Raw genomic sequence first — 19,888 nt, forward strand, 5'->3', positions numbered from 1 at the left:
CGTCATTACGTGATCACTGGCAAACGCCTGCTTTCAACAGCATTCGCCTGCACAAACGCGAAGACCCCGCACTCAGCTAACGCGCTGATGGCGGGGTCTTTAGGCACCTCATAACAGGTGCCCCCGGCAGGATTCGAACCTGCGCACACGGCTCCGGAGGCCGTTGCTCTATCCCCTGAGCTACGGGGGCGTGTCGGTCGCGGTGTTGCGGCGACGGGTAGAACCCTACCAGCTCCTTCCCGGTGTTCATGAACAGGTTTCTCGGTGGTCAGGGAGGCGTGCTGGGTCGCTCGCAGGGGGTGGAAGTGGGGAAAACCCGGACGCGGTGGCCGGTCCGGACCTACTCTCAAGTTGTGCCAGGCGCGTCGGGTCGGGTGCTTGTTGTGGACGACAACAAGGTCATCCGGCAGTTGATCAGGGTCAATCTCGAACTGGAGGGTTTCGAGGTCGTGACCGCGGCCGATGGTGCCGAGTGTCTGGACGTCATCCATCAGGTAGGGCCCGACGTCGTGACCCTTGATGTCGTCATGCCTCGGCTGGACGGGCTGCGGACCGCCGCCCGGCTGCGCAGTGATCCCCGGACCCGCGACCTGCCCCTCGCCATCATCAGCGCCTGCACTCAGCACGAGGTCGAGAGCGGGCTCGACGTCGGCGTCGACGCCTTCCTCGCCAAGCCCTTCGAACCTTCCGAACTCATCGCTCTGGTACGGCAGTTGATCGAGCGCGGGCGGCGGGACCCGGCCGACGGGCTGTCCCTCGGTGGCGCCTTCGGTGCCGGTGAGGCCGAGCGGGCCGGGCGGGGCGGTCGTAGCGGCGGCTGAGGACGTCCGACATGCGTGGCCGGCTCCGACCGCGTACACCGGTCGGTGTCCACATCCCGGAACCCTCCCAAACCGGCTGGCCTACCCACCCCCCTCCTCCCATACGCTTGTCCCGTGACCCCCGTCGAGCTCTCCCGTACCGTGCTGCGCGCGGTGCGCCGTGCTGTCGAGGACGGGGAGCTGACGGTGGCCGTGCCCGAGCGGGCGCTGGTGACCGTGCCGGGGGCGGGCGGGTGGGGTGACTACGCCACCAACATCGCCCTTCAGCTCGCCGGGCCCGCCGGGGAGACCCCCCGTCGTGTCGCCGAGCTGCTGCGGCCGCGTCTTGTCGAGGCGCCTGGCGTCAGCGGTGTCGAGATCACCGGGCCCGGGTTCCTCAACATCAGTCTGGGGAGTACGGCGTCCACCCTTCTCGTCGAGGAGATCCTGCGGCGCGGACCGCGGTACGGGTTCGTCGACGACGCCCTCGCCGGCGATCGGCACACTTCCGTCGCCCATTCCGTACGGCTGCACGCCCCCCGCGAGCCACGCGCCCTCGTCGTCATGGACGTCGTCGCCCGTCTGCTGCGTTCGCAGGGCGTTCTCGTCCGCACCAGTTGTGAGGGCCGGCCCGAGCCCGAGTGGGCCGCCGTTCTCGGAATCGGTATCAGCATCGGTATCGGTGACATCGACGCCTGCGGCAGCCGCTCGGAAGCACTCGTTCCACCAGGAGCCGAAACCGACGTCGACGTCGACGTACGGCCCGTGCCCGCCCCCGACCTCGCAGCCCTCCTCGCCCTCGGCCGTGACGCCGCCCGCTGGGCCCTCCTCCACCCCGCTGCCCATGACCGGCCCCGCCTCGCCGCCGACCACCTCGTGCAGCGGGAGACGAATCCCCTCTTCCGGGTCCGTTACGCCTACGCCCGCACCCGGGCCGTCAGCCGTAACGCCGCCGACCTCGGCCTCACCGCCCAACCCGGCGATGTACAAGAGGAAGACACCCCCCTCCTCACCCCGCTCCTCGCCGACCACCCCCGCGTCCTCGCCCGCGCGGCAACCCACCACAGCCCCGACCTCCTCGCCCGTCACCTGGTCGCCGTAGCCGATGCCGGTCTTCCCCTCCTCGCCGCGACGCTTCCGCTCGGTGACGAGAAACCCTTGGCCGCCCACCGTGCCCGGCTCGCGCTCGCCGAAGCCGCCGGGGCGGTGCTGGCCGGTGGCCTCTCCCTGCTCGGCATCGACGCACCCCAACACCTCTGAGCGCCAAGAACACGTGAACACGAAGACACCACGGTCTACGCGCCAGGAAGAGACAGAAGAGAAGACGACATGAGCCGTTCCGCACACCCCGCCGGTCCCCGTCACGCCGATGTCCTGCCCGAGGGGCACTACTCCGGCCCGGCCGCCGACCTCAACGAACTCGATCCCAAGGTGTGGTCCCAGACCGTCACCCGTGACGAGAGCGCGAACGGTGTCGTCACCGTCGGCGGTATCGATGTGAAGACCCTCGCCGAGCAGTACGGCACCCCGGCCTACGTCCTCGACGAGGCGGACTTCCGGGAGCGTGCCCGTGCCTGGCGTACTGCCTTCGGGCATGACGCCGACGTCTTCTACGCCGGCAAGGCGTTCCTGTCCCGCGCCGTCGTGCGGTGGCTGCACGAAGAGGGGCTCAACCTCGATGTGTGCTCCGGGGGCGAGCTGGCCACCGCCCTCTCCGCCGGTATGCCCGCCGACCGCATCGCCTTCCACGGCAACAACAAGTCCACCGACGAGATCCACCGGGCGATCGAGGCCGGGGTCGGGCGTATCGTCCTCGATTCTTTCCAGGAGATCGTGCGCGTCGCCCACATCGCGCAGTCCCTCGGCAAGCGGCAACGCGTGCAGATCCGGATCACCGTGGGCGTGGAGGCGCACACCCACGAGTTCATCGCCACCGCCCACGAGGACCAGAAGTTCGGGATTCCGCTCGCCGGGGGACAGGCCGCCGAAGCCGTGCGGCGTGCTCTTCAGCTCGACGGGCTTGAACTGATCGGCATCCACTCCCACATCGGGTCGCAGATCTTCGACATGTCCGGCTTCGAGGTCGCCGCGCACCGCGTCGTCGGGTTGCTGAAGGACATCCGCGACGAGCACGGTGTCGAGCTGCCCGAGATCGACCTCGGTGGAGGGCTCGGGATCGCCTACACCAGCGACGACGATCCCCGTGAGCCGCACGAGATCGCCAAGGCGCTCACCGAGATCGTCACCCGCGAGTGCGACTCCGCCAAGCTGCGGACCCCGCGTATCTCCGTCGAGCCGGGGCGCGCCATCGTCGGGCCGACCGCGTTCACGCTGTACGAGGTCGGCACCATCAAGCCCCTCGACGGGCTGCGGACGTATGTGTCGGTCGACGGCGGGATGTCCGACAACATTCGGACGGCGCTCTACGACGCCGAGTACAGCGTCGCTCTCGTGTCCCGCCGTTCCGACGCCGAGCCCATGCTGGCGCGGGTCGTCGGCAAGCACTGCGAGAGCGGGGACATCGTGGTCAAGGACGCGTTCCTGCCGGGGGACCTGGCACCGGGTGACCTGATCGCCGTACCGGCGACGGGTGCGTACTGCCGCTCCATGGCCAGCAATTACAACCACGTCCTCCGCCCGCCGGTCGTCGCCGTGAAGGACGGCGAGTCGCGGGTCATCGTCCGCCGGGAGACGGAGGAGGACCTGCTGCGTCTCGACGTCGGCTGAGCAGAAACGAGGCGCAACGGAGGGGTGGAAGATCTCCCGTCTTCCACCCCCGTAGAAATGAAATCGATGTCTCACGATCCGGACTATGGATAGAAACTCCCGTCCGGTGAGTGAGACTGGTGCAACCGAAGACGGTATGAGGAAACGAGGTCGGATGATGCGTACGCGTCCGCTGAAGGTGGCGCTGCTGGGCTGTGGAGTGGTCGGCTCAGAGGTGGCGCGCATCATGACGACGCACGCCGACGACCTCGCCGCCCGGATCGGCGCCCCGATCGAGCTTGCCGGCGTCGCGGTACGGCGGCCGTCCAAGGTCCGCGAAGGCATCGACCCCGCCCTCGTCACCACCGACGCCACCGCCCTCGTCAAACGGGGCGACATCGACGTGGTCGTCGAGGTCATCGGGGGCATCGAGCCCGCCCGCACCCTCATCACCTCCGCCTTCGAGCACGGCGCCTCCGTCGTCTCCGCCAACAAGGCGCTGCTCGCCCAGGACGGTGCCGTCCTGCACGCCGCCGCCGAGCAGCACGGCCAAGACCTGTACTACGAGGCCGCCGTCGCCGGTGCCATCCCGCTGATCCGGCCGCTGCGCGAGTCCCTCGCCGGTGACAAGGTCAACCGGGTGCTCGGGATCGTCAACGGGACGACCAACTTCATCCTCGACAAGATGGACAGCACGGGGGCGGGATACCAGGAGGCCCTCGACGAGGCCACCGCGCTCGGGTACGCGGAAGCCGATCCGACCGCCGACGTCGAGGGGTTCGACGCCGCCGCCAAGGCCGCCATCCTCGCCGGGATCGCCTTCCACTCGCGCGTGCGTCTCGACGACGTCTACCGCGAGGGGATGTCGGAGGTCACCGCCGCGGACTTCGCCTCGGCGAAGAACATGGGCTGCACCATCAAGCTCCTCGCCATCTGCGAGCGGGCCGAGGACGGCGGGTCCGTCACCGCGCGCGTGCACCCCGCGATGATCCCGCTGAGTCACCCGCTCGCCTCCGTACGCGGCGCCTACAACGCCGTGTTCGTCGAGTCCGACGCCTCCGGACAGCTCATGTTCTACGGCCCCGGAGCGGGCGGCGCCCCCACCGCCTCCGCCGTGCTCGGCGACCTCGTCGCCGTGTGCCGCAACCGGCTCAACTCGACCACCGGGCCAGGGGAGTCGGCGTACGCCGGACTGCCGGTGTCGGGCATGGGCGAGGTCGTCACGCGGTACCACATCAGCCTCGACGTCGCCGACAAACCAGGTGTTCTCGCACAGGTCGCCACCGTGTTCGCCGAGCACGGTGTCTCGATCGATACGGTTCGGCAGCAGGGGAAGGACGGCGAGGCCTCTCTCGTCGTCGTCACGCACCGCGCGTCCGACGCCGCCCTCACCGGGACCGTCGAGGCGTTGCGCAAGCTCGACACCGTGCGGGGTGTCGCCAGCATCATGCGGGTTGAAGGAGAGTAACCAGCAATGACCCACCAGTGGCGCGGAATCATCGAGGAGTACCGGGACCGGCTCCCGGTGTCCGACAGCACGCCGGTCGTCTCCCTCCGCGAGGGCGGTACGCCCCTCGTGCCCGCGCAGGTGCTCTCCGAGCGCACCGGCTGTGAGGTCCACCTCAAGGTGGAGGGCGCCAACCCCACCGGGTCCTTCAAGGACCGCGGTATGACCATGGCCATCACGCGGGCCAAGGAGGAGGGCGCGCAGGCCGTCATCTGCGCCTCCACCGGCAACACCTCCGCGTCCGCCGCCGCCTACGCCGTACGCGCCGGGATGGTCTGTGCCGTCCTCGTGCCGCGCGGCAAGATCGCGCTCGGCAAGATGGGCCAGGCCCTCGTGCACGGCGCGAAGATCCTCCAGGTCGACGGGAACTTCGACGACTGCCTCACCCTCGCCCGCGAGCTGAGTGACAACTACCCTGTGGCGCTGGTGAATTCGGTCAACCCGGTGCGCATCGAGGGCCAGAAGACGGCCGCCTTCGAGATCGTCGACATGCTCGGCGACGCCCCCGACATCCACGTCCTGCCGGTCGGCAACGCGGGCAACATCACCGCGTACTGGAAGGGCTACAAGGAGTACGCCGGGGACGGCATCGCCGCCAGGACCCCGCGTATGTGGGGCTTCCAGGCGTCCGGTTCCGCGCCCATCGTGCGCGGCGAGATCGTCAAGGACCCCTCGACGATCGCCACCGCGATCCGCATCGGAAACCCCGCCTCCTGGCAGTACGCGCTGGCCGCGCGGGACGAGTCCGGCGGGTTCATCGACGAGGTGACGGACCGTGAGATCCTGCGCGCCTACCGGCTGTTGGCCGCGCAGGAGGGCGTTTTCGTCGAGCCCGCCTCCGCCGCTTCTGTCGCCGGTCTGCTGAAGGCGGCCGAGCAGGGCAAGGTCGACCCGGGCCAGACCATCGTCTGCACGGTGACCGGAAACGGCCTCAAGGACCCCGACTGGGCCGTCGCGGGCGCCCCGCAGCCCGTCACCGTCCCGGTCGACGCGGCGACGGCCGCCGAGCGACTCGGACTCGCGTAGAACGGCTGACAGGGAGACATCCCCACGGGGGGTGCACAGGGGGCTTACGACACGCATCGTGCGCCTCCTGTGCGCCCTATGTCGCCACAGAACCTTCCTTCGATAGGCTGTACCGAACCCGCCCGCCGCATATGCCTGCGCGCATGGCTCGGCACCGCGCCGTCTCCACGGCCCGAGGGTCTCCACGTACCTATCGAAGTATCTGAAGCACCTATCGCATCTCATCGAATTCCATCGAATGTCTTCGACAATCACGCAGCTCAAGGAGAGTCATCGAGCGATGGCCGGTCCAGCCTTCCGCGCCGCCGCCGTCCGGGTGCGCGTCCCCGCCACCAGCGCCAACCTCGGCCCGGGCTTCGACGCCTTCGGCCTCTCGCTGGGGCTCTACGACGACGTCGTCGTCCGTGTCGCCGACTCCGGGCTGCTCATCGACATCGCCGGCGAGGGCAGCGAGACCCTCCCGCGCGACGAGAACCACCTCCTCGTACGGTCCCTGCGCACCGCCTTCGACCTGCTCGGCGGGCAGCCGCGCGGCCTGGAGATCGTCTGCGCCAACCGCATTCCGCACGGCCGCGGCCTGGGCTCCTCGTCCGCCGCCATCTGCGCCGGCATCGTCGCCGCGCGGGCCGTGACCATAGGCGGGGACTCCAAGCTCGACGACACGGCCCTGCTGGAGCTGGCCACCGAGATCGAGGGCCACCCCGACAACGTGGCGGCCTGTCTGCTGGGCGGCTTCACGCTCTCCTGGATGGACGGCGGCGCCGCGCGGGCGATCAGGATGGACCCCGCCGATTCCATCGTTCCGGTGGTTTTCGTGCCCGGGAAACCCGTGCTCACCGAGACCGCGCGCGGTCTGCTCCCGCGCAGCGTCCCGCACGTCGACGCCGCCGCCAACGCGGGCCGTGCCGCCCTGCTCGTAGAGGCCCTCACCCGGCGCCCCGAGCTGCTGCTGCCCGCCACCGAGGACCGTCTGCACCAGGAGTACCGGGCGCCGGCCATGCCGGACAGCGCGGCCCTCGTCGAGCGGCTGCGGGCGGACGGGGTGCCGGCCGTGATCTCCGGCGCCGGACCGACCGTGCTGGCCCTGGTCGACGCCGACAACGCGGACAAGGTGTCCCACCTGGCCGGCGAGGGCTGGGCCGCCAACCGGCTGGATCTCGACGCACAGGGCGCCTGCGTGCTTCCGCTCGCGGCTCCCAGTGCCCATTGACTACGTACCGTCGCCGGATTTCGAGAGGGGGAATGTTTGTTGGATCCGGTAGTGTTAATCTCAAGTCTGCACCCGACCCCACCATGGCGAGGTGCTTGTTGTCCCCGTCCGGGACAGACATTCTTCCGGGAGCCTCCCAAGCCGCACTGTGTTTCGTACGACGTACGCGGGCAGTACCTCGTACGCGGGCACTGAGCGGTTCGCCGGGCACGCTCCGGAATTGGTGCGACCAAGCCATGTGACACAGACACTCGGTGCCACTGCTCTGGGAAGCGCCATCACCAGATATCTCTTCCGCCGTATTGGCGGACCACCGCCCCGGCACGGTTCACACAGCAAGAACCGAAGCCGGACAGCACAACCGGTCGCCGAGCCAGACAGGCCGACGTCCGCTCCAGGGAAGGACCCTTCGTGAGCGACACCACCGATCTGATGGGCGCACGTGTCGAGGAGACCGCTGCCGCGCCCGCCACGGACGCCTCCGCGCCTGCCACCGGTGCCGGCTCCCGGCGGCGCCGTGGTACCGGCCTCGACGGCATGGTGCTGGCCGAGCTGCAGCAGGTCGCATCCGGCCTCGGCATCAAGGGCACCGCGCGCATGCGCAAGAGCCAGCTGATCGAGGTCATCAAGGACGCGCAGGCGGGCGGGGGTGCTCCGGCCAAGGCCGAGACCGCCACCGAGACCAAGCCGAAGCGCCGCGCCACCTCCAAGGCCCGTACGGGCGACGAGGCGGCCGCCCCGGCCGAGCAGAAGGCCGAGAAGGTCGCCGCCGAGAAGGCCGTGGCCCAGCAGCAGATCGAGATTCCCGGCCAGCCCGCCAGCGACGACGCGCCTGTCGAGCGTCGTCGTCGCCGCGCCACCGCCGAGGCCGGCAGCCCCGAGACGATCACCGCCGAGGCGAAGAGCGAGTCGGCGTCCGAGACGCCCGCCGCCGCGCAGGGCGAGGCCCGGTCCGACGCCGGTGACGACGGCCGTCAGGGCCGCCGTGACCGCCGTGACCGCGACCGCGGTGGCCGTCAGGACCGTGACCGCGGCGACCGCCGCAAGAGCGGCGACGACCAGCAGGGTGGCGGCCAGCAGCAGGGCGGCGGCCGTCAGGACCGCCAGCAGCAGGACCGTCAGCAGGGCGGCCAGCAGCAGGGTGGTGGCCGTCAGGACCGTCAGCAGCGTGACAACGGCCCGCAGGACGACGACGACTTCGACGGCGGACGGCGCGGTCGCCGCGGCCGTTACCGCGACCGCCGGGGCCGTCGCGGCCGTGACGAGTTCGGCGGCGCGGCCGGCGAGCCGCAGGTCGCGGACGACGATGTCCTGATCCCCGTCGCGGGCATCCTCGACATCCTCGACAACTACGCCTTCATCCGTACGTCGGGCTACCTGCCGGGTCCCAACGACGTGTACGTCTCCCTCGCCCAGGTCCGTAAGAACGGCCTGCGCAAGGGCGACCACGTCACCGGCGCGGTCCGCCAGCCGAAGGAGGGCGAGCGCCGCGAGAAGTTCAACGCGCTGGTGCGCCTCGACTCGGTCAACGGCATGGCACCCGAACACGGCCGCGGGCGGCCGGAGTTCAACAAGCTGACGCCGCTGTACCCGCAGGACCGGCTCCGCCTGGAGACCGACCCGGGTGTGCTGACGACCCGCATCATCGACCTCGTCGCGCCGATCGGTAAGGGCCAGCGCGGTCTGATCGTGGCCCCGCCGAAGACCGGCAAGACCATGATCATGCAGGCCATCGCCAACGCGATCACGCACAACAACCCCGAGTGCCACCTGATGGTCGTCCTGGTCGACGAGCGTCCGGAAGAGGTCACCGACATGCAGCGGTCGGTGAAGGGCGAGGTCATCTCCTCGACCTTCGACCGCCCGGCCGAGGACCACACCACGGTCGCGGAGCTGGCCATCGAGCGCGCCAAGCGCCTGGTGGAGCTGGGCCACGACGTGGTCGTGCTGCTCGACTCGATCACGCGTCTGGGCCGTGCCTACAACCTCGCCGCGCCCGCCTCCGGCCGCATCCTCTCCGGTGGTGTCGACTCGACGGCGCTGTACCCGCCCAAGCGCTTCTTCGGTGCCGCGCGCAACATCGAGGACGGCGGCTCGCTGACCATCCTCGCCACCGCGCTCGTCGACACCGGCTCGCGCATGGACGAGGTCATCTTCGAGGAGTTCAAGGGCACCGGCAACGCCGAGCTGAAGCTCGACCGGAAGCTCGCCGACAAGCGCATCTTCCCGGCGGTGGACGTCGACGCGTCCGGCACCCGTAAGGAAGAGATCCTGCTCGGCAGCGACGAGCTGGCCATCACCTGGAAGCTGCGCCGCGTGCTGCACGCGCTCGACCAGCAGCAGGCGATCGAGCTGCTCCTCGACAAGATGAAGCAGACGAAGTCGAACGCCGAGTTCCTGCTCCAGATCCAGAAGACGACCCCCACGCCCGGCAACGGGGACTAAGGGACGTCAGCGTTACCAAAGGGCCGCCTCCTGTTAAGGGGGCGGCCCTGTGTGTTGTCAGTGCCTCCCGACGTCGGCAACCTGAGCTACACCGACAACAAGGCCGACGTCTACGCCCGCAAGTCCTCCAACCTCGTCCTCTCCGCCGATCTGAACCGGGACGGCTACCAGGACTGGATCTACCGGACCACCTCCGGCGCGGTCTACTGGGACCACGTCGTGCTCAACAGCGCGCGGGACGACGGCAGTTGGGCCAGCACGGAGATCTTCACCAACTGGAAGACCCGCAACAACGGCACCTTCAGCTCGCCTTCGCGCGTCGGCGGCGGCTGGAGCCAGTACAACGCGCTGGTCGGCAAGGGCGACTTCACCGGTGACGGCAAGGCGGACCTCCTGATCCGCAACGTCGGCGGCCCGCTGTACCTGTATCCGGGCACCGGGAAGGCGACGAGCGAGATCTTCGGCACACCGAAGCCGCTTGGTACCGGTTTCCAGCGGTACGGCATCTTCGGGTGAAATCGCAGGTGAGCGCGGAGTGACCCGCTGAATCGACTACCCAGAGTGCCCATCGCCGTACGCGATGGGCACTCTGCGTTGTGCAACCCTTTGCCGAGTTCCCCCGTCTGACCAGGCGGAGCGAAGATGGAGCGGTACTGACCGCGCCTGACCCTGAAAGCAGGGGGTAACCGACCGGTACGAGATTCGAGGAGCCCATGTCCGCCGAGAGCACGCCGGAGCCCGTCATACCGGGCAAGGACGGCAACAGCGGCCCGCGTCACCGTGCGGGCGGCCGCAAGAAGAAGGACCGCAGCCCCCGCCACAAGGCCCTGATGATCACGGCCTGGGTCGCGGGCGGTGTTCTGGTGCTGGGCGGTACCGGCGCCGGATACGTGTACTTCAAGCTCAACGGCAACATCAAGAGCGTCGACATCAACCAGGCCCTCGGCACCGACCGGCCGGCCAAGGTCGACAACGGCTCCGAGAACATCCTGGTCCTCGGCTCCGACACCCGCTCCGGCAGCAACAAGAAGCTCGGCGGCGGTACCGACGACGGCAGCGCGCGCTCCGACACCGCGATGATCGTGCACGTCTACAAGGGCCACAAGAAGGCCAGCGTGGTGTCCATCCCGCGCGACACCCTCATCGACCGGCCCGAGTGCACCGACACCAAGGGCGTCACGCACGACGCGGCCTCCGGCGTCATGTTCAACTCCGCGTACTCGACCGGCGGTGCGGCCTGCGCCGTGAAGACCGTCGAGTCCATATCCGGCCTGCGGATGGACCACTACCTCGAAGTCGACTTCGCCGGCTTCGAGAAGCTCATCAACGAGCTGGGTGGTGTCCAGATCACCACCACCAAGGACATCAAGGACAGCCAGAGCCACCTGAACCTCAAGGCCGGCACCCACACGCTCAACGGTTCGCAGGCCCTCGGCCTGGTCCGCACCCGGCACGGCGTCGGCGACGGCTCAGACCTCGGCCGGATCCAGCTCCAGCAGGCCTTCATCAAGGCCCTGGTCAACCAGGTCAAGCACATCGGCGTCCTGACCAGCCCGACCAAGCTGTACGACCTCGCCAACACGGCCACGAAGGCCGTCACCACCGACTCCGACCTCGGCTCGGTGAACTCCCTCACGTCCTTCGCCAACGGCCTCAAGGGCATCAGCTCCAAGAACATGAACATGGTCACGATGCCGGTCGAGTACGACCCGGCGAACCCGAACCGCGTCATCGTCGAGAAGGCCAAGGCCCAGTTGGTCTGGACGGCCCTGAAGAACGACCGGCCGATCCCCGCGGCGGCGACGAAGGGCACGGCCACCGGTGAGGCCAAGGGCGTCGTGACCTCGTCCTGAGGCTCCCGGGAATAGATGATCGACGTCCCCCGTTTTGGGGGATGGCCCCAGTCCTGGCAGACTGGTACGTCGGCCCCGGTTCACGCCACCGCACCCCGCGGCAGCGACCCGGTGCCCTCCCGGAACTAGGAGACACCTTGAAGCGCGAGATCCACCCCGAGTACGTCGAGACGCAGGTCAGCTGCACCTGTGGCGCGTCGTTCACCACCCGTAGCACGATCACCAGCGGCAACATCCGCGCCGAGGTCTGCTCCGAGTGCCACCCGTTCTACACGGGCAAGCAGAAGATCCTCGACACCGGTGGCCGCGTGGCCCGCTTCGAGGCCCGCTTCGGCAAGGCTGGCGCCGGCTCCAAGAAGTAGCGAGCTCCATTTCGCCGGTCCACGGCCACGCCCTCCACAGGCGTGCCGGGACCGGCGTTTTTGGTCGCCCGCCTTCCCTTTCTTCACGCATTTCAGGAGCCCAAGATGTTCGAGGCTGTCGAGGACCTCATCGGCGAGCACGCCGACCTTGAGACGAAGCTCGCCGACCCGTCGGTCCACGCCGACCAGGCCAACGCGCGCAAGCTGAACAAGCGCTACGCCGAGCTGACCCCGATCGTCGCCACGTACCGCTCCTGGAAGCAGACCGGCGACGACATCGAGACCGCGCGTGAACTCGGCGCCGACGACCCGGAGTTCGCGGCCGAGGTCAAGGAGCTGGAGAAGCAGCGCGAGGAGATCACGGAGAGGCTGCGGCTGCTGCTGGTGCCGCGTGACCCCAACGACGACAAGGACGTGATCCTTGAGGTCAAGGCGGGCGCGGGCGGCGACGAGTCCGCCCTGTTCGCCGGCGACCTGCTGCGCATGTACCTGCGGTACGCGGAGCGCGTCGGCTGGAAGACCGAGATCATCGACGCCACCGAGTCCGAACTGGGCGGCTACAAGGACGTCCAGGTCGCCGTGAAGACCAAGGGCGGCCAGGGCGCCACCGAGCCCGGCCAGGGCGTGTGGGCCCGTCTGAAGTACGAGGGCGGAGTGCACCGCGTGCAGCGCGTCCCGGCCACCGAGTCCCAGGGCCGTATCCACACCTCCGCGGCCGGTGTCCTCGTCACCCCCGAGGCGGAGGAGGTCGACGTCGAGATCAACCCGAACGACCTCCGCATCGACGTCTACCGCTCCTCCGGCCCCGGCGGACAGTCCGTCAACACCACCGACTCCGCCGTGCGCATCACGCACATTCCCACCGGAGTCGTCGCCTCCTGCCAGAACGAGAAGAGCCAACTGCAGAACAAGGAGCAGGCGATGCGTATCCTGCGCTCCAGGCTGCTCGCCGCGGCACAGGAGGAGGCGGAGAAGAACGCCGCCGACGCCCGCCGCAGCCAGGTCCGCACGGTCGACCGCTCCGAGAAGATCCGTACGTACAACTTCCCGGAGAACCGCATCTCCGACCACCGCGTCGGCTTCAAGGCGTACAACCTGGACCAGGTCCTGGACGGTGACCTCGACGCGATGATCCAGGCTTGCGTGGACGCGGACTCGGCCGCCAAGCTCGCGGCGGCGTAAAGGCCACATACGCACGACCCAGTACGACACGGAGGAATGCGTGAACCTGCTGCTCGCAGAGGTGGCACAGGCCACCCAGCGGCTGGCCGACGCCGGCGTGCCCTCGCCGCGCAACGACGCGGAGGAGCTCGCCGCGTTCGTGCACGGCGTGAAGCGGGGCGAGCTGCACTCCGTGAAGGACGCGGACTTCGACGCCCGCTACTGGGAGGCCATCGCGCGGCGCGAGCAGCGTGAGCCGCTCCAGCACATCACCGGCCGCGCCTTCTTCCGGTACCTGGAACTCCAGGTCGGGCCGGGGGTGTTCGTGCCGCGCCCCGAGACCGAGTCGGTGGTCGGCTGGGCCATAGACGCGGTGCGCGCGATGGACGTCGTAGAACCGCTGATCGTCGACCTCTGCACCGGATCCGGCGCCATCGCGCTCGCCCTCGCCCAAGAGGTCCCGCGCTCCCGGGTGCACGCCGTGGAGCTTTCCGAGGACGCCCTCCAGTGGACCCGCAAGAACATGGACGGCTCCCGGGTCGACCTGCGGCAGGGCAACGCCCTGGACGCCTTCCCCGACCTCGACGGCCATGTCGACCTGGTCATCTCCAACCCGCCGTACATCCCGCTCACCGAATGGGAGTACGTCGCTCCCGAGGCCCGGGACTACGACCCCGAACTCGCCCTGTTCTCTGGGGAGGACGGCCTCGACCTGATCCGCGGCATCGAGCGCACCGCACACCGGCTGCTGCGCCCCGGCGGTGTCGTCGTCATCGAGCACGCCGACACCCAGGGCGGCCAGGTGCCGTGGATCTTCACCGAGGAGCGTGGCTGGGCCGACGCGGCCGACCACCCCGATCTCAACAACCGCCCGCGCTTCGCGACCGCCCGCAGGGCGACGCCGTGACCGGCGCCCCGACTTCCGACCCGCAGCAGTACGTGTACGAGGAGGCCCGCTAGACATGGCACGGCGATACGACACCAATGACGCGACCGACCGCACGACGGGTCTGCGCGAGGCCGCGTCCGCCGTCCGCCGGGGCGAACTCGTGGTCCTGCCGACCGACACGGTCTACGGCATCGGCGCGGACGCGTTCTCCTCGGAGGCCGTCTCCGATCTCCTCGACGCCAAGGGCCGGGGCCGCAACATGCCCACCCCCGTCCTCATCGGCTCCCCGAACACCCTGCACGGCCTCGTCACGGACTTCTCCGAGCTGGCCTGGGAGTTGGTCGACGCCTTCTGGCCGGGCGCCCTCACGCTGGTCGCCAAGCACCAGCCGTCCCTGCAGTGGGACCTGGGGGACACCCGGGGCACGGTCGCCGTGCGCATGCCGCTGCACCCGGTCGCCATCGAACTGCTCACCGAGGTCGGCCCGATGGCCGTCTCCTCGGCCAACCTCACGGGCCACCCGTCCCCCGAGGACTGCGACGCGGCCCAGGAGATGCTCGGCGACTCGGTCTCCGTCTACCTCGACGGCGGTCCGACGCCCGGCAACGTGCCGTCGTCGATCGTCGACGTCACCCGCGAGGTGCCGCTGCTGCTGCGTGCGGGCGCCATCTCGGCCGAGGAGCTGCGGAAGGTCGTACCCGACCTCGAGGTGGCGAATTGACAGCCCCTGACGCGGGGCGTGGCATAGGCAACGGGGAAGTGACGGGGACCTTCGGGCTCCCCATGGACAGCTTCCGCATCCTCCACGTCAGCACCGGCAACGTGTGCCGCTCGCCGATCACCGAGCGGCTGACCCGTCATGCCCTGGCGGACCGGCTCGGCGACCCGCTGTGGGGCGGGCTGATCGTGGAGAGCGCCGGCACCTGGGGTCACGAGGGCGCGCCCATGGAGGCCAACGCGGAGACCGTCCTGACCGACTTCGGCGCGGACCCCTCCGGGTTCACCGGCCGGGAGCTGCTCGACGACCACGTGATCCGCGCCGACCTGGTGCTGACCGCCACCCGCGACCACCGCCAACAGGTCATCTCCATGGGCCACTCGGCGGGCCTGCGCACCTTCACCCTCAAGGAGTTCACCCGCCTGGTGAAGGCGATCGACCCGGCGACCCTGCCCCCCTTGGAGGACGGCATGGTGGCCCGCGCCCGAGCCCTGGTCCGCGCGGCCGCCGCCCTCCGAGGCTGGCTCCTGGCCCCCACCGCGGAGGCGGACGAGGTCTTCGACCCCTACGGGGCGCCGCTGCCGTTCTTCCGCTCGATCGGGGACGAGATAAACCAGGCGATCGACCCGGTCGTCACCGCCCTCACCGGCGTACCCGCGAAGACGTAGCGACGGCCGCGCGTCCCACCGGCCCCGGGCCTACATTGGACGTACGTCACCGTCGACGCCCCGGAGTCCATCATGTCGGTCATCCCTGTCCTTGAGGCCGATGTCCTGCGTCGGCAGGACCCCGAGCTGGCCGAGATCCTGCTCGGGGAGCTGGCGCGGCAGTCGACGACGCTCCAGTTGGTCGCCGCCGAGAACTTCACCTCGCCCGCCGTGCTGGCCGCGCTCGGCTCCCCGCTCGCCAACAAGTACGCGGAGGGGTACCCCGGCGCCCGGCACCACGGCGGCTGCGAGATCGTCGACGTCGCCGAGCGCGTCGCGGTGGCGCGGGCGAAGGCGCTGTTCGGTGCCGAGCACGCCAACGTGCAGGCGCACTCCGGGTCTTCGGCCGTGCTCGCCGCGTACGCCGCGCTGCTGCGGCCCGGCGACACCGTCCTCGCCCTCGGCCTGCCGTACGGCGGGCATCTCACGCACGGGTCGCCCGCGAACTTCTCCGGCCGCTGGTTCGACTTCGTCGGCTACGGGGTGGACGCGGAGACCGGGCTCATCGACCACGACCAGGTGCGCACGCTGGCCCGTACGCACCGGCCCAAGGCGATCGTGTGCGGGTCCATCGCCTATCCCCGGCACATCGACTACGCGTACTTCCGTGAGGTAGCCGACGAGGTCGGCGCCTATCTCATCGCGGACGCCGCCCATCCCATCGGTCTCGTCGCCGGGGGAGCGGCGCCGAACCCGGTGCCGTACGCCGATGTCGTCTGCGCCACCACGCACAAGGTGCTGCGCGGGCCGCGCGGCGGGATGATCCTGTGCGGGAGCGAGCTGGCCGAGCGGGTGGACCGGGCGGTGTTCCCGTTCACCCAGGGCGGCGCCCAGATGCACACCATCGCCGCGAAGGCGGTCGCGTTCGGCGAGGCGGCGACGCCGGCCTTCACGGCGTACGCCCATCAGGTGGTCGCCAACGCCCGGGTGCTCGCGGACGTACTCGCCGCCGAGGGACTCGTCGTCACCACGGGCGGCACCGACACCCACCTCATCACCGCCGATCCGGCCCCCCTCGGCGTCGACGGCCGCACCGCGCGCGGCCGCCTCGCGGCGGCCGGCACGGTCCTCGACTGCTGTGCGCTGCCGCACGCGCACGCCCGCGGGCTGCGGCTCGGTACGGCTGCGGTCACCACACAGGGCATGGGGGAGCGGGAGATGGCACGGATCGGCGAGCTGATCGCCGGGGTCCTGCGGGACGAGGTGCAGAGCAAGAACGCGCGTGACGAAGTGAGGGAGCTGGCGGAAAGATTTCCGCCCTACCCCGGCTGAACGGGGGTAGCCGTCACCAGGTACACAGCCACACGTGCAACCATCGTCGCTACCCGGAAGTCCCCAACCATATGCGTCCCTCGCTAGGGTGTGGGGCTGTGATGGCCAGCGAGACCTGTGGGGAAGCCTGTGCGTGAATACCTGCTGACGCTCTGCGTGACGGCCGCGGTGACGTATCTGCTGACCGGGCCGGTGCGGAAGTTCGCGATCGTGGCCGGGGCGATGCCGGAGATCCGGGCCCGTGACGTGCACCGGGAACCCACTCCGCGGCTCGGCGGTATCGCCATGTTCTTCGGTCTGTGCGCCGGCCTGCTGGTCGCCGACCATCTGACCAACCTCAGCCAGGTCTTCGAGAACTCGAACGAACCGCGCGCCCTGCTCTCCGGCGCCGCCCTGATCTGGCTGATCGGTGTCCTGGACGACAAGTTCGAGATCGACGCCCTGATCAAGCTGGGCGGCCAGATGATCGCCGCCGGCGTCATGGTCATGCAGGGTCTGACGATCCTGTGGCTGCCCATCCCGACCGTCGGCAACGTGGCGCTGACCCAGTGGCAGGGCACCCTGCTCACGGTCGCCCTGGTCGTCATCACCATCAACGCGGTCAACTTCGTCGACGGCCTCGACGGCCTGGCCTCCGGCATGGTGTGCATCGCGGCCGCCGCGTTCTTCCTGTACGCCTACCGGATCTGGTACTCGTACGGCATCGAGGCCGCCGCCCCGGCCACGCTCTTCTCGGCGATCCTGATGGGCATGTGCCTCGGCTTCCTGCCGCACAACATGCACCCCGCGCGGATCTTCATGGGCGACTCCGGCTCGATGCTGATCGGCCTGGTGCTGGCCGCGGGTGCGATCTCCATCACGGGACAGGTCGACCCGGACGCGCTCCAGTTGTTCCTGCACTCCGAGAAGGCGGCCGTGCACTCGACGGTGCCCGTCTACATCCCGCTGCTGCTGCCGCTGACGATCATCGCGGTGCCGGCCGCCGACCTGGTGCTCGCGATCGTGCGGCGCACCTGGCGCGGACAGTCGCCGTTCGCCGCGGACCGCGGCCATCTGCACCACCGGCTCCTGGAGATCGGCCACTCGCACAGCCGGGCGGTGCTGATCATGTACTTCTGGTCGGCGCTGATCGCCTTCGGCGCGCTGTCCTACTCGGTCAACTCGGCCTCGATGTGGATCGTCCTCGGCATCGTCTTCCTGAGCGCGATCGGCCTGGTGCTGCTCCTGCTGCCGCGCTTCACCCCGCGGGCCCCGCGCTGGGCCGAGTTCCTGGTGCCGCCGCGTTATCGCCGTCGCGGGGCGGCTGTTGAGCCCGTGGCCGTGCTGGCGGAGGAGGACCGCGACCCGCGCCCTCCGGTGATCGCCGGAGTGTCAGGAGTCAACGGAGCGACCGCTGTCGGCCCCCGTTCGCGCTTCCTGGACCGGCGTAAGGCGGAGTCCTCGCGCTGACGCCAAGGTAAGAATCTGACTAAAGCGTTGCCATCTCGTGGGAGGACAAAGCCTCCCCATACCAGACAACTTGGCCGCTATTTTGCACAGACGCGCAGCGTCACTCTCATGTGTGACAGCAAGCACACCTTCTAGGTAAAGACCGCATCAAATAGTTTGTGATACGGTTCACGAGAACCCGGGACAGAGCCGAAGGACCCTAGTGCGACCGTCCATTGGCGTGAGGTTCTCTCTCATCCCGGGACTACGCTCGTCCATGACGACACGCCCCCCTTAGCAAGCGGAGTTGCCGCCATGCCGTCCAATGACGCCCGGATTCTCCTTCAGGCCGCTGTGCCCACAGCTGCCGTCGGCGCGATTGCCGCCGTCGTCAGTGGTGTGGTCGCGGGCGGCAAAGGAGCCATTGGGGCAGCCGTTGCGACGCTGATCGTGATCCTCTTCATGGGAATCGGGCTCTACGTTCTGCAGCGCACCGCCAAATCGCTTCCGCACCTGTTCCAGTCGATGGGGCTCATGCTTTTCGCGGCGCAGATTCTTCTGCTGTTCATCTTCCTGGCCGCGTTCAAGCACACCACGCTGTTCAACCCCAAGGCCTTCGCGTTCACGCTGCTCGCCAGCACCATCATCTGGGTCGTCGCGCAGACCCGTGCCCACATGAAGGCCAAGATCCTCTACGTCGAGCCCGAGAAGTCGGGGCACTCGTCGTGAGCGGTAGGGCCGGGATAAGAGCACGTAAGCGACCCTGCTATCGTCCGGTGCCAACTGCGGCATCGCGGGCGCGGGCATCTGAGCTGACGCCTGCTCAATCGCGAGGCTCGATGCCCCACTGCCGCCCCCACATCCGTAACACCAGTCCAGTGCCGAACCGCGGCCGTGCGCCGCGCCGACACAACGAGGTTGCCGTACCTATGCGCCACGCTGAAGGAGCCCGCGGTGAGTGCTGACCCGACGCAGGTGCTCGCCTTCGAGACCGACTGCCACATCTTCGACGGCTGTGGCTTCCCGGCTCCCGGCCTGCACTCGTTCCTGTTCAAGCCCCTTCTGGGGGACGGCGACAGCAACGTGTACTTCAACAAGCCGATGCTGCTGGCGCTGCTCGGCTCGGTCATCGTTGTCGGCTTCTTCTGGGCCGCCTTCCGCAAGCCGAAGGTCGTCCCCGGCAAGCTGCAGATGGTCGCCGAGACCGGCTACGACTTCATCCGCCGCGGTGTCGTCTACGAGACCATCGGAAAGAAGGAGGGCGAGAAGTACGTACCGCTGGTCGTCTCGCTGTTCTTCTTCATCTGGATGATGAACCTCTGGTCGATCGTCCCGGTCGCCCAGTTCCCGGTGACGTCGATCATCGCGTACCCGATCGTGCTGGCCGCGATCGTCTACATCACCTGGGTCTCGCTGACGTTCAAGCGGCACGGATTCGTGGGCTTCTTCAAGAACGTCACGGGTTACGACAAGTCGCTCGGAGCGGTGCTGCCGCTGGCCATGACGATCGAGTTCTTCTCGAACCTGATCGTCCGCCCGTTCACGCACGCCGTCCGACTGTTCGCGAACATGTTCGCGGGCCACACGCTGCTGCTGCTCTTCACGGTCGCCAGTTGGTACCTGCTGAACGGCATCGGCATCGCCTACGCGGGCGTCAGCTTCGTCATGACGATCGTGATGACGGCCTTCGAGCTCTTCATCCAGGCTCTGCAGGCTTATGTGTTCGTCCTGTTGACCTGCACCTACATCCAGGGCGCGCTCGCCGAGCACCACTGAGCACCGTCCTCCAGAACCCCCCTTGGTG

Annotated in this window: 18 protein-coding genes and 1 tRNA gene; 18 read left to right on the plus strand and 1 reads right to left on the minus strand. The window is 68.9% G+C overall.

The window, feature by feature from the left end; all coding sequences use genetic code 11:
• Positions 1–118: 118 nt before the first annotated feature.
• Positions 119–190, minus strand: a tRNA-Arg gene (locus tag AB0M63_RS05470).
• Between the two features lie 58 nt (positions 191–248).
• Here AB0M63_RS05470 and AB0M63_RS05475 point away from each other — a divergent pair.
• The 18 genes from AB0M63_RS05475 to atpB all read left to right on the plus strand — a co-directional run bounded on the left by AB0M63_RS05475 (position 249) and on the right by atpB (position 19,860).
• Entirely contained in the window at positions 249–821 is a 573-nt protein-coding gene (locus AB0M63_RS05475; protein ID WP_355912005.1) for a response regulator, read from the plus strand.
• Positions 822–935: 114 nt separating this feature from the next.
• Positions 936–2,060, plus strand: coding sequence for an ArgS-related anticodon-binding protein NrtL (gene nrtL, locus AB0M63_RS05480; protein ID WP_366018468.1), 1,125 nt, complete (start codon positions 936–938; stop codon positions 2,058–2,060).
• 69 nt (positions 2,061–2,129) lie between these two features.
• Positions 2,130–3,527 (plus strand): diaminopimelate decarboxylase, encoded by a 1,398-nt coding sequence (gene lysA, locus AB0M63_RS05485; protein WP_355912011.1) that lies wholly within the window; start codon positions 2,130–2,132, stop codon positions 3,525–3,527.
• A 154-nt stretch (positions 3,528–3,681) separates the two neighbouring features.
• Positions 3,682–4,974 (plus strand): homoserine dehydrogenase, encoded by a 1,293-nt coding sequence (locus AB0M63_RS05490; RefSeq protein WP_366018469.1) that lies wholly within the window; start codon positions 3,682–3,684, stop codon positions 4,972–4,974.
• A gap of 6 nt (positions 4,975–4,980) precedes the next feature.
• Positions 4,981–6,039: a threonine synthase gene (thrC, locus tag AB0M63_RS05495; protein ID WP_355912017.1), complete on the plus strand. Its 1,059-nt coding sequence runs from the start codon at positions 4,981–4,983 to the stop codon at positions 6,037–6,039.
• Between the two features lie 280 nt (positions 6,040–6,319).
• Positions 6,320–7,249, plus strand: coding sequence for a homoserine kinase (gene thrB, locus AB0M63_RS05500; protein ID WP_355912020.1), 930 nt, complete (start codon positions 6,320–6,322; stop codon positions 7,247–7,249).
• Positions 7,250–7,660: 411 nt separating this feature from the next.
• Positions 7,661–9,694, plus strand: a complete 2,034-nt coding sequence (rho, locus tag AB0M63_RS05505) for a transcription termination factor Rho (protein ID WP_355912023.1) — start codon at positions 7,661–7,663, stop codon at positions 9,692–9,694.
• A gap of 54 nt (positions 9,695–9,748) precedes the next feature.
• Positions 9,749–10,210: a VCBS repeat-containing protein gene (locus tag AB0M63_RS05510; protein WP_366018470.1), complete on the plus strand. Its 462-nt coding sequence runs from the start codon at positions 9,749–9,751 to the stop codon at positions 10,208–10,210.
• A gap of 197 nt (positions 10,211–10,407) precedes the next feature.
• Positions 10,408–11,547, plus strand: coding sequence for an LCP family protein (locus tag AB0M63_RS05515; protein ID WP_366018471.1), 1,140 nt, complete (start codon positions 10,408–10,410; stop codon positions 11,545–11,547).
• Positions 11,548–11,684: 137 nt separating this feature from the next.
• On the plus strand, positions 11,685–11,909 hold the full coding sequence (gene rpmE, locus AB0M63_RS05520; RefSeq protein ID WP_019073185.1) for a 50S ribosomal protein L31: 225 nt from the start codon (positions 11,685–11,687) through the stop codon (positions 11,907–11,909).
• A 105-nt stretch (positions 11,910–12,014) separates the two neighbouring features.
• Positions 12,015–13,091 (plus strand): peptide chain release factor 1, encoded by a 1,077-nt coding sequence (gene prfA, locus AB0M63_RS05525; protein ID WP_355912033.1) that lies wholly within the window; start codon positions 12,015–12,017, stop codon positions 13,089–13,091.
• A 40-nt stretch (positions 13,092–13,131) separates the two neighbouring features.
• The gene (gene prmC, locus AB0M63_RS05530) at positions 13,132–13,977 is read left to right on the plus strand and encodes a peptide chain release factor N(5)-glutamine methyltransferase (RefSeq protein WP_355912036.1); all 846 of its coding nucleotides are present in this window, start codon (positions 13,132–13,134) and stop codon (positions 13,975–13,977) included.
• Between the two features lie 55 nt (positions 13,978–14,032).
• The gene (locus tag AB0M63_RS05535) at positions 14,033–14,680 is read left to right on the plus strand and encodes an L-threonylcarbamoyladenylate synthase (RefSeq protein WP_355912039.1); all 648 of its coding nucleotides are present in this window, start codon (positions 14,033–14,035) and stop codon (positions 14,678–14,680) included.
• On the plus strand, positions 14,677–15,345 hold the full coding sequence (locus AB0M63_RS05540) for a protein-tyrosine-phosphatase (RefSeq protein ID WP_355912042.1): 669 nt from the start codon (positions 14,677–14,679) through the stop codon (positions 15,343–15,345). The genes AB0M63_RS05535 and AB0M63_RS05540 overlap by 4 nt, the downstream gene beginning before the upstream one ends.
• A gap of 72 nt (positions 15,346–15,417) precedes the next feature.
• On the plus strand, positions 15,418–16,656 hold the full coding sequence (gene glyA, locus AB0M63_RS05545) for a serine hydroxymethyltransferase (protein WP_366018472.1): 1,239 nt from the start codon (positions 15,418–15,420) through the stop codon (positions 16,654–16,656).
• Between the two features lie 129 nt (positions 16,657–16,785).
• Positions 16,786–18,105 carry an MraY family glycosyltransferase gene (locus AB0M63_RS05550; protein WP_355912046.1) on the plus strand — a complete coding sequence of 440 codons (1,320 nt, stop codon included), beginning with the start codon at positions 16,786–16,788 and terminating at the stop codon, positions 18,103–18,105.
• A gap of 294 nt (positions 18,106–18,399) precedes the next feature.
• Complete coding sequence (locus AB0M63_RS05555; protein ID WP_366018473.1) at positions 18,400–18,813, plus strand: hypothetical protein; 414 nt, start codon at positions 18,400–18,402, stop codon at positions 18,811–18,813.
• A gap of 225 nt (positions 18,814–19,038) precedes the next feature.
• Positions 19,039–19,860 carry a F0F1 ATP synthase subunit A gene (atpB, locus tag AB0M63_RS05560; protein WP_366018474.1) on the plus strand — a complete coding sequence of 274 codons (822 nt, stop codon included), beginning with the start codon at positions 19,039–19,041 and terminating at the stop codon, positions 19,858–19,860.
• The last annotated feature ends 28 nt before the right edge of the window (positions 19,861–19,888 follow it).

Origin of the sequence: Streptomyces sp. NPDC051576 (assembly GCF_040681835.1) — a bacterium.
Taxonomy (GTDB): domain Bacteria; phylum Actinomycetota; class Actinomycetes; order Streptomycetales; family Streptomycetaceae; genus Streptomyces.

What these genes read in the sequence shown, in the direction of transcription:
- AB0M63_RS05475 (WP_355912005.1), top strand. Translation starts at nt 249, where the DNA reads ATGAACAGGTTTCTCGGTGGTCAGGGAGGCGTGCTGGGTCGCTCGCAG.
- lysA (WP_355912011.1), top strand. Translation starts at nt 2,130, where the DNA reads ATGAGCCGTTCCGCACACCCCGCCGGTCCCCGTCACGCCGATGTCCTG.
- AB0M63_RS05490 (WP_366018469.1), top strand. Translation starts at nt 3,682, where the DNA reads ATGATGCGTACGCGTCCGCTGAAGGTGGCGCTGCTGGGCTGTGGAGTG.
- thrC (WP_355912017.1), top strand. Translation starts at nt 4,981, where the DNA reads ATGACCCACCAGTGGCGCGGAATCATCGAGGAGTACCGGGACCGGCTC.
- thrB (WP_355912020.1), top strand. Translation starts at nt 6,320, where the DNA reads ATGGCCGGTCCAGCCTTCCGCGCCGCCGCCGTCCGGGTGCGCGTCCCC.
- AB0M63_RS05515 (WP_366018471.1), top strand. Translation starts at nt 10,408, where the DNA reads ATGTCCGCCGAGAGCACGCCGGAGCCCGTCATACCGGGCAAGGACGGC.
- prfA (WP_355912033.1), top strand. Translation starts at nt 12,015, where the DNA reads ATGTTCGAGGCTGTCGAGGACCTCATCGGCGAGCACGCCGACCTTGAG.
- AB0M63_RS05535 (WP_355912039.1), top strand. Translation starts at nt 14,033, where the DNA reads ATGGCACGGCGATACGACACCAATGACGCGACCGACCGCACGACGGGT.
- glyA (WP_366018472.1), top strand. Translation starts at nt 15,418, where the DNA reads ATGTCGGTCATCCCTGTCCTTGAGGCCGATGTCCTGCGTCGGCAGGAC.
- AB0M63_RS05555 (WP_366018473.1), top strand. Translation starts at nt 18,400, where the DNA reads ATGCCGTCCAATGACGCCCGGATTCTCCTTCAGGCCGCTGTGCCCACA.